1 pseudogene is annotated in these 1124 nt (G+C 40.7%); it reads right to left on the bottom strand.

Annotated elements, in window-relative coordinates:
* Window positions 1-1124 (bottom strand): annotated as a pseudogene (locus ACHFIZ_RS17905) (hypothetical protein); the annotation flags it as partial.

Genomic DNA, 1124 nt, shown 5'->3' with positions numbered 1-1124 from the left:
TAATTCATCTTTTTCTCCAACCTGTTTGATCTCTGCACTTGCTTTAACCAGCCATGTATTTAAAGTTGGGACGCCTAAATAAAAGCGTTTGCTGAAAACATAATCCTCGCCGAAGTTTTGCGACCAGTTCGTGTAGGCCCTCAAGGTGTAACCGCCTTCCTGAAAGATTTTAGATATTAAAGGAATTTGCGCCGATGCCATTCCATTCTTGATTGGAACACTAATCCTTCGTACCACTTCAGAACTATCGTCGTCTAATTCAACATACAGCAAACCACTTAGTTTAGAGGCCGAGAGATTTGAACCATCCATTACGTAACCTTTAAACCAAAGTGTATCGCCAATATTATAGAATGGCTTATCAGTGTGAAGATAAACTTTTTCAACAGGCAAGCGCTTCCGTAAAGTATCCAACGCTGTAGTAATAAATTTTGCTTGCAGATCAACTTTGGGAATATCCGCAAGCGTTGGCGCACCATCCCCTTCAACAGAATAATTGTAAACCTGTCTGCCTAACTCTCCCTCAGCATTGATACCTTCCACTACAACTTTGTAGTTACCGGGTCCATCTGCATTAAAATAACTTAAACTTGCTTTCCCTGTAGAATAAGTTTTCAGATTTGCATTCCAGTAGATAGTAGAACGATAGTCGGGCAGCGTATTTTCGCCACCCGGCCTGTCGTAACGAGGGGTATAGAATTCTCTTGCTTTATTAAATCCCTTAGGGGATATGTTAGCGATACTAGGGTTGTATTGTTTACGCTGTAATCCCCGGTTGGTATAAATAAATAGGGCAGGGATGGGAGAACCGTCAGGACTGACGGTAGCCATCAACGCTAAGTTATTCCTAACTACTTCTATTTTTACAATGTCTAATGGATCTATAACATTGCTATCATATATCCCCTGGAGTTCTCCACAGTCTGTAATCAGTCGACCATTCAGAATTGTAAGCATGGGTACATTCCTATAGGTGGGGTAATTAAAAACCTTAATTGTTGGACTACAATCATAAACTTTAAAAACAACACCTCCTAAATTGCCCTGTAAGCATATACCAAGATTCGCGCAGAGTTCTGGACTTTTAATCACGTAAGTCTGATCTGAAGACCCTTCAGGAATTC

It is taken from the genome of Pedobacter sp. JCM 36344 (assembly GCF_046546555.1).
Lineage (GTDB): Bacteria > Bacteroidota > Bacteroidia > Sphingobacteriales > Sphingobacteriaceae > Pedobacter.
Note: the sequence above shows the minus strand (reverse complement) of the source record. Positions and strands in the feature narration are given on the sequence as shown.